8 protein-coding genes are annotated in these 8,429 nt (G+C 61.3%); all 8 read left to right on the top strand.

Going from position 1 to position 8,429, the window contains the following annotated elements; all coding sequences use genetic code 11:
• A partial coding sequence (locus Q0216_RS03125; protein WP_298592855.1) for an HAD-IIA family hydrolase occupies nt 1-966 on the top strand: 966 nt, incomplete at its 5' end.
• Nucleotides 959-1,126: a GTPase gene (locus tag Q0216_RS03120; protein ID WP_298592853.1), complete on the top strand. Its 168-nt coding sequence runs from the start codon at nt 959-961 to the stop codon at nt 1,124-1,126. The genes Q0216_RS03125 and Q0216_RS03120, both read left to right, overlap by 8 nt.
• A 97-nt stretch (nt 1,127-1,223) precedes the next feature.
• Nucleotides 1,224-1,952 carry a TlyA family RNA methyltransferase gene (locus Q0216_RS03115; protein WP_298592851.1) on the top strand — a complete coding sequence of 243 codons (729 nt, stop codon included), beginning with the start codon at nt 1,224-1,226 and terminating at the stop codon, nt 1,950-1,952.
• Between the two features lie 315 nt (nt 1,953-2,267).
• A complete protein-coding gene (locus tag Q0216_RS03110; protein ID WP_298592848.1) occupies nt 2,268-3,305 on the top strand; it encodes an NAD kinase in 1,038 nt (345 codons plus the stop codon).
• Nucleotides 3,306-3,324: 19 nt separating this feature from the next.
• Nucleotides 3,325-5,043 (top strand): DNA repair protein RecN, encoded by a 1,719-nt coding sequence (gene recN, locus Q0216_RS03105; RefSeq protein ID WP_298592846.1) that lies wholly within the window; start codon nt 3,325-3,327, stop codon nt 5,041-5,043.
• A gap of 338 nt (nt 5,044-5,381) precedes the next feature.
• Nucleotides 5,382-7,076 carry a CTP synthase gene (locus Q0216_RS03100; protein ID WP_298592844.1) on the top strand — a complete coding sequence of 565 codons (1,695 nt, stop codon included), beginning with the start codon at nt 5,382-5,384 and terminating at the stop codon, nt 7,074-7,076.
• A 145-nt stretch (nt 7,077-7,221) separates the two neighbouring features.
• Nucleotides 7,222-7,896 (top strand): NUDIX hydrolase, encoded by a 675-nt coding sequence (locus tag Q0216_RS03095; protein WP_298592843.1) that lies wholly within the window; start codon nt 7,222-7,224, stop codon nt 7,894-7,896.
• A 78-nt stretch (nt 7,897-7,974) separates the two neighbouring features.
• A partial coding sequence (locus tag Q0216_RS03090; RefSeq protein WP_298592842.1) for a site-specific integrase occupies nt 7,975-8,429 on the top strand: 455 nt, incomplete at its 3' end.

Below are 8,429 nucleotides of genomic sequence, written 5' to 3'. Positions count from 1 at the left end.
CCCTTCGCCATCGAAGGCGCACCCGAAGCGCTCAACCGCGCCGAAGAAGAACTCAACGTACCGGTCATCTTCGTCACCAACAACGCATCGCGCTCCGTAGAATCCGTAGCAGAGCACCTGCGTGAACTGGGCGTGCACACCCGAGCAGAACGAGTCGTCAGCTCCGCACAGGCAGGCGCCGCACTGCTCGCACAGCATGTACCCGCAGGCTCCAAAGTACTCATCACCGGCACCGAAGCACTTGCCGACTGCGTTCGTGCAGTAGGCCTCGAAACCGTAGGCAAGGAAGAAGAAGGCCCCGTCGCCGTCATCCAGGGCTTCGACCCCAAGATCGGCTGGGAAGACCTCGCGGAAGCTGCCTACACCCTCGCAAACCCCGATGTACTGTGGATTGCAACCAACACCGACCAGACCATCCCCAAGGAACGAGGCCAGGCACCCGGCAACGGAACCCTCGTAGCAGCCGTGGCAACTGCATCGCGCCGTACCCCGCTTGTCGCGGGCAAGCCCGAAGCACCCATCTTCCACACCGCAGCGCAGGCAGTGAACTCCAGCCGCCCCGTGATTGTGGGCGACCGCCTGGACACCGACATTCTCGGCGCCAACAACGCAAAGATGGACGGCGCACTCGTCCTCACCGGCGTACAGACCTACCAGGACGTCATCGAGGCCGTGCCGAACCAGCGTCCGACCTATATTCTGCGCACCCTCGAGGACTTCTTCGCACCCTACCCCGAAATTGAAGTGCTCTACGAAGGCTACGAAGTCATCGCAACCGGCCCCACCTGGCAGGCACGAGTTCGCGGTGAAAACCTAAGCCTGACCGGCCCCGAGATCGAAGATACCGAAGCATTCGCGGGCAGCGAGAGCGAAGCCGAAGCATGGCGCGTAGCCTGCGCGGCATGGTGGGCAGCAAACCCCGAACAGGGCGCACGCCCCAACATCCAGGGGATCCCCGGTGCCTAAAGAACCGGACACGAACAGCACGGCAGAGGAAAACGCTGAGCTTGACGCAGAATTCGAGCGCCAGCTGGCGGCAGCCCTCGCCATGGACCCTGTAGAGCGCGTCAGGCGCCTCGAAACGATGAGTGAGCAGCTGGAGAAGGACCTCGAAAACCTCTCCTAGCTCGCGGCGGTGAACCCTCAGAACAGCAATGCTCTGAGGGTTCACCGGCACCAGATGACTCGTCACCAGACGACGACAGAAAGAAGACAAGGACACCGTGCGCCTCGATAAATACCTGGTCGAAGCCGGATTCGTGAGCTCCCGAACCCTCGCCGCAAAACTCATTGCGGCAGGGGACGTGCAAGTCAACGGCAAGGTTGCACGCAAAGCGTCCATGCTCGTGGGCCCGGAGGATACCCTCTACGTGCGCCAGAGCGAGCTGACCGAATACGTCAGCCGCGCAGGCCACAAGCTCGCCGGTGCCCTCGACGCGTTCCCCGATATCGAGGTGGAAGGCAAGCGTTGCCTGGACGCGGGAGCATCCACCGGAGGCTTTACCGACGTGCTGCTGCGTCGAGGAGCATCCCACGTAGCCGCCGTTGACGTAGGACACGGACAGCTCGTGGACACCCTACGCGAAGAACCGCGAGTTGGCGTGTACGAAGGACTCAACGTTCGCTACATGAAGCCCGAAGACATTGGCGGGCAGGTCGAACTGACGGTTTCTGACCTCTCATTCATCTCGCTGACTCTGGTCATGGAAGCGCTAGCGAACGCAACCGAAACCGGCGGCGACCTGGTGCTCATGGTCAAGCCACAGTTCGAGGTCGGCAAGCACCGCATCGGACGCGGGGGAGTAGTGCACGAAGAATCCGCCCGCCGTGAAGCAGTGGAAAAAGTCCAGGCATCTGCGGTGAGCCACGGATTGCGCGTGATGGGTATGGAACCCAGCCCGCTGCCCGGACAGGACGGCAACGTAGAGTACTTCCTCTGGTGCCGAAAATAAACACGGTGTCGAAAATAGATATGCGCCGAAAATAAATAGTGCTCAGGCAGTCTGAGAAACCCGCTCGGTAACGCAGGACGCGTTGGGGGCGGGGTGTTCTCAGGCTGCCGCGCTATTCAGGCGTTTTAGTCACTGGCGTTTTAGCCGCGGGTATTTTGTCGTGGGTACTTTAAGCAGGAGTATTTTAGAGAGACCCAGCTGTACGCTATTCGAAATAATTTTCTAAAAATATGGTGCTTTAGGAAATTTTCGAGAACATATTCGGTATGATAGGTGTAGATACACCATCTCAACACCCGATGGGAGAGAGTCGTTATGGCAGAACACGAAAGCCACGCACCGCAGGAAGCAACCGCACAGGTAGCTGCTGTGGGTGCGCGTCATGGTTCCGAACGCCATGAGTCTGATCGTTATGGTTCCGAAGACTCGGTGGAGCAACGTCACCGTAAGATTCTCGTCTTCGCCCACGTGGGGCGCAAAGAAGCGCGAGATGCCGCCCGACAGGCGTGCACCCAGCTCTACGAAGCGGGACTCGCGCCCGTCATGACTCGCTCCGATCTGGAGACCCTGAGCGAAAACTGGGACGAGCCCGTCCCCGTGCAGGTCGTTCACGAATCCGTGGCGCTTATCGATATTGAACTCGGCGTGGTGCTTGGCGGTGATGGTTCGATTCTTCGCGCCGCCGAAATGGTGCGCCGAACCAGTGTTCCGCTCATCGGTGTGAACCTGGGACATGTCGGCTTCCTCGCCGAATCCGAAGAGAGCGATCTGACTGAAACCGTTCGCTGCATTGTCAATAACGAATACACCGTTGAAGAACGCATGGCGATCGACGTGGAAGTCTGGAACGACGGCAAGCGAGTGCACAGCGACTGGGCGCTGAATGAAGCGAGCGTCGAAAAGGGTAACCGCGAAAAAATGATTGAAGTCATTATTGAGGTGGATTGCCGCCCGCTCAGTAGCTTCGGTTGTGACGGCGTGGTCATGGGAACCCCCACCGGCTCGACCGCCTACGCTTTCTCCGGTGGCGGCCCGGTCGTCTGGCCCGAAGTTGAAGCAATTCTCATGGTGCCGCTCTCGGCTCACGCGCTCTTTGCGCGCCCGCTGGTAGCAGCGCCGACCTCCACCCTGGCGGTAGAAATGATGCCCGGAAACGGCGCCTCCGGCGTGCTCTGGTGCGATGGTCGCCGAACCGTGGAGCTGGACCCCGGCTCCCGTATTGAGGTGCGACGCTCCGAAAAGTCGGTGCTGCTCGCCCGTATTCACCCGGCTCCCTTCTCGGAGCGACTGGTGCGTAAATTTGAGCTTCCGATCCGTGGCTGGCGCGGCCCGCAGGATACCGAGAAGCACTAAAGAAAAGGAATGAACGTTCGTGATTGAGGAAATCCATATTCGAGACCTCGGCATCATCACCGATGCGAGGCTCCCCCTCGAACCCGGATTCTCCGTGCTGACCGGCGAAACCGGCGCAGGTAAAACCATGGTCGTCACCGCCCTTGGCATGCTCCTGGGTGCTCGATCCGACGCCTCCAGCGTGCGCAACGGTGCCAAGAGCGCCCTCGCCGAAGCAGTGATTCGCCTGCCCCACGGGCACCGCGCCCTCGAGCTTGCCGAAGAAGCCGGCGGCACCGCCGAAGACATCGACGAACAGACCTCCGAGCTACTTCTGGCGCGCACCGTCAACGCCTCGGGACGCTCCCGCGCCCACGTCGGCGGTTGCTCCGCGCCCATCGGAACCCTGTCTCAGATTGGTCAGACTCTTGTTGCAGTCCACGGCCAGTCCGATCAGTTGCGCCTCAAATCAGCGGCAGAGCAGCGCCAGTCCCTCGACCTGTACGCCGGTGAAGAGTTCGCCAACCTGCTTGAGAAGTACCGCGAAAACTACGAGCGATACCGCGCCGCCGCCGCAGAGCTGAAGGAAGTACGCGAAAACTCTCGCGCACGCGCCCTCGAAGCGCAGACCCTGCAGGGCGCCCTCGAAGAAATCAGCGCCGTCAACCCGCAGGCCGGGGAAGAAGAAGAGCTCAAAGCCGAAATGGTGAAGCTCATGAACGTTGAAGCGCTACGCATCGCGTCGGCAACCGCCTCCGCGGCGCTTAGCGGTAGCGAATACTCTACCGGCGACGAGCAGAGCGTCATGAGCCTGCTCGATGCAAGCCGCTCCGCGCTACAGGCGCAGGCAGACGCTGACGAAGAGCTTGCCTCCCTCGCGGCGCGCGTCAACGAACTGCTGATTCTTGCCACCGATATCTCCTCGGATCTGTCCTCCTACATGGCCTCCCTGGATGTTGAAGGCCCCGAACGTCTGGCGCAGGTGCAGACTCGCCGCGCCCAGCTGGCGACCCTCACCCGCAAGTACGGTGCTGATATTGCCGAAGTGCTCGACTGGGCCGAAGAATCCCGCGCACGTCTTGAGACCCTGGTGGATGACCCGCAGCGACAGGAAACCCTGGAAACCGAGCTGGTACAGCTACGCAAGGTGCTCGGTGCCCAGGCAGAAGAGCTGACCGCCCTGCGCCGTGCCGCCGCGCAGAAACTGGCGGATGCCGTCAGCGAGGAGCTCACTGCTCTTGCCATGCCGAACGCCTCCCTGGTCGTGGAGGTCGCCGAAGCTGAAAAGTTCTCGGTGCACGGCCGAGACACCGTGACCTTCATGCTGGCGCCGCACCGAACCGCCGTGCCGCGCCCGCTCGGTAAGGGCGCCTCCGGCGGTGAGCTCTCCCGCGTGATGCTCGCCCTGGAGGTAGTGCTCGCCGAAGTGGACCCCGTACCCACCTTCATCTTCGATGAGGTGGACTCCGGCGTGGGCGGTAAGGCAGCTATCGAAATCGGTCGCCGCCTTGCCATGCTCGCCCGACACGTGCAGGTTCTGGTGGTCACCCACCTGCCCCAGGTCGCCGCCTTCGCGGACCAGCACATCCTCGTGCTGAAAAATGATGACGCGTCCCTCTCGAAGGTCAAGGTACTTTCCGAAGAGGAACGCGTGGTGGAACTGGCGCGAATGCTCTCCGGACACGATCAATCAGAATCGGCGCGAGAGCACGCCCGCGAGCTGCTGGCTGCCGGTCGAGAAGTGCCGCAGGGGCACTGAAGCTGACGGCAAACCTGCGGCGAAAAGCATGGAAAGTACTGGCAAAAGCGCCGAAAGGTGGCATCTTTCGCGCTAAAGACCATCAAAGGGACTGAAGCGCGCGAGCATGCCCCGGAAAGTTGCCAGTACAGCCCGTGCCGGTGACCAACAGCGGCGCATGGAGCTCAGAGGATGTGAGATACTCTGAGAATGCTCCTACACCTGCTTCTACACGGCGCGGCGGGAATAATAAATCCCCGGCTCCGTTTACAGTGGTGATAAGGACAAATAGGGGAGGGAAAGCCGCCTGAGAGAATCCTCTCGCGGCAAAACCCTCTGCTTGGATAGCAGACAAGAAAATGGTAGGCTTGAATTCCGTGGTGAATGAAAAAAATAACGCTCTGAACGCGTCCTCTAACGACAAGGTAACCCGCCAGATTTTCGTGACCGGCGGCGTTGCATCTTCTCTCGGTAAGGGCCTGTCGGCCTCTTCCCTCGGTCAGCTTCTTCGCGCACGTGGCCTCTCTGTGACCATGCAGAAGTTCGACCCCTACCTGAACGTCGACCCCGGTACGATGAACCCCTTCCAGCACGGTGAAGTCTTTGTCACCGACGACGGTGCTGAAACCGACCTCGACATCGGACACTACGAGCGCTTCCTGGACGAAAACCTCGACCAGTCCGCTAACGTGACCACCGGCCAGGTCTACTCCTCCGTCATCGCCAAGGAACGCCGCGGCGAATACCTCGGCGACACCGTCCAGGTTATCCCTCACATTACCGACGAAATCAAGGCCCGCATGCGTCACGCAGCGGAAATTGACAACGCACCCGACATCATCATCACCGAAATCGGTGGTACCGTCGGCGATATCGAGTCCCTGCCCTTCATGGAAGCAGCACGCCAGGTACGCCGCGATGTTGGCCGCAAGAACGTCTTCTTCCTGCACGTCTCCCTGGTGCCTTTCATCGGCCCCTCCGGCGAGCTCAAGACCAAGCCGACCCAGCACTCCGTCGCAGCACTGCGCGGCCTGGGCATCCAGCCTGACGGTCTGATTCTGCGCTGTGAGCGTGAGGTCCCCGTATCGCACCGTACCAAGATCGGTAACGCATGCGACGTGGACAGCGACGCAGTCATTTCCTGCGCCGACGCACCCAGCATCTACGACATCCCCAAGACCCTGCACAGCCAGAAGCTCGACGACTACATCCTCGACTACTTCGGCATTGAGGCTCCCGCACCGGACTTCACCCAGTGGGACCGCCTGCTCGACGCAGTGCACCGCCCCGCAGCAGAGGTCAACGTTGGCCTGGTCGGTAAGTACATCGACCTGCCCGACGCATACCTGTCCGTCTCCGAGGCTCTGCGTGCCGGCGGCTTCGCAAACAACGTGAAGGTCAACATCAAGTGGGTTGCAGCCGACCTGTGCGCAACCGACGAAGATGCAGACCACCAGCTGCGCAACATGGACGCAATCCTCGTGCCCGGCGGCTTCGGCATCCGCGGCCTGGACGGCAAGATTGGTGCCCTCAAGTACGCACGCGAGCACAAGATCCCGACCCTGGGCATCTGCCTCGGCCTGCAGTCCATGGTCATCGAGTACGCACGCAACGTACTGGGCCTGCGCGAAGCATCCTCCACCGAGTTCGACCCGGAAACCTCCGTACCGGTCATCGCAACCATCGAAGAGCAGAAGCAGTTCGTCGAAGGTGCAGGCGACCTGGGCGGCACCATGCGCCTGGGCCTGTACAAGGCAAACCTCGTTCCCGGCTCTCAGGTTGCTAAGGCATACGGTGCTACCGAGGTTGCAGAGCGTCACCGCCACCGCTACGAGGTGAACAACGAGTACCGCGAACAGCTTGAAGAAGCAGGCCTGCTCATTTCCGGTACCTCCCCGGACTCCTCGCTGGTCGAGTACGTGGAACTGCCCGCAGAGGTACACCCCTACTACGTGGCAACTCAGGCACACCCCGAGTACCGCTCGCGCCCGACCCGCCCGCACCCGCTCTTCTCCGGCCTGATTAAGGCTGCACTGGAGCGCCGCGGCGCCTAACCTCTAGGCACAAACGTTCAGCATCCCGCTCACCCCGCGCAGGGGAGAGCGGGATGCTTTCGTTTAAACCTGAACATGCTTGAAATCGTACCCGCACCTGACGCGCCGAACGTGGCGGGGCTAAGAAGCCACCTACAATGAAAGAATGAGCAACAACCAGCAGATTATTGATGCACCCTCCGAACGCACCATCCGCACCCGCACCGTGAAGTACAGCGGCTACGTCATCGAAACGACCGTCGAAGAGTACGAACTCAACGAAAACACCGTGCTGACCCGCGACGTCGTGGAAATGCCCGGCGCCGTCGCCGTAGCGGTCCTCAACGATAGCAACGAGCTGTTGATGCTCAACCAGTACCGCCACCCGGTGCGCATGAACCTCTGGGAAGTACCCGCCGGACTGCTCGACATCGACGGTGAAGACCCCCTGGTCGCTGCGCAGCGTGAACTCGCCGAAGAAGCAGACCTGCAGGCAGGCACCTGGAATGCTCTGACCGACTACTTTAGCAGCCCCGGTGCAACCAGCGAAGCAGGCCGCGTCTACCTGGCACGCAACCTCTCGGAACTGCCTGCCGAAGAACGCAGTGAACGCACCGAGGAGGAAGCAGAAATGACCTACCGCTGGGTGCCTCTCGCCGACGCAGTACAGCTGGTACTGGGCGGAAAGGTACACAACGCGCTCGCCATCCAGGCAGTACTCGCCACCTACGCGGCGGCACAGAACAACTTTGAAGGCCTGCGCCCCGCCGAGGGCGGCTGGGAGTTCCACCCCTACATGGGCCAGCGCCGCGAAAAGCCGGAGAACTTCCGCAACCACTAAGATACGGAACACAGGAGCGGGGGAGTAGCCCTGCCTATCCCAAACCCGAATATCAAGAGAACCGACAGAGGAGATAGCGTGAAGCAGGCAAAAAGCACGGCGAGCAAGACAGCCCGCGGCGCGGGTCTGCTCGGTGCGCCCTCTTCTGCCGGTTCCTCCGTGCTGAGTTCTTCCCAGCAGGAGGCACAGACCCCGCTACAGAAAGCCATTGACCAGTACCTCATCCACCTGCGTGTGGAGCGAGGAAGCAGCGAACACACCATCGCCTCCTACGCGCGTGACCTGCGACGATACAGCGCCTACATGGCAACCCTCGGCGTCATCGACCCCGAACGCATCACCACCGCGCAGGTGCGTTCCTTCATGCGGGAACTTGCCGCCCCCACCGTGCCCCTAGCTGGATTCGCCGCCGGATTCGACGCGGGGGAGAAGAACAACCAGAACGTGCAGGAAGCTCGGGAAGCGCAGGAAATACAGGAAGAAGCCGCAGAATCGCTGGCGCTGATGATCGCCTCCGAATCGGGGCGAGGTGC

Origin of the sequence: uncultured Rothia sp., assembly GCF_937976295.1 — a bacterium.
In the GTDB taxonomy this organism is placed as follows: domain Bacteria; phylum Actinomycetota; class Actinomycetes; order Actinomycetales; family Micrococcaceae; genus Rothia.
Note: the sequence above shows the minus strand (reverse complement) of the source record. Positions and strands in the feature narration are given on the sequence as shown.

Excerpts from the sequence above, each read along its gene's own strand:
- Q0216_RS03095 (WP_298592843.1), top strand. The coding sequence starts at position 7,222 with ATGAGCAACAACCAGCAGATTATTGATGCACCCTCCGAACGCACCATC.
- Q0216_RS03100 (WP_298592844.1), top strand. The coding sequence starts at position 5,382 with ATGGTAGGCTTGAATTCCGTGGTGAATGAAAAAAATAACGCTCTGAAC.
- Q0216_RS03110 (WP_298592848.1), top strand. The coding sequence starts at position 2,268 with ATGGCAGAACACGAAAGCCACGCACCGCAGGAAGCAACCGCACAGGTA.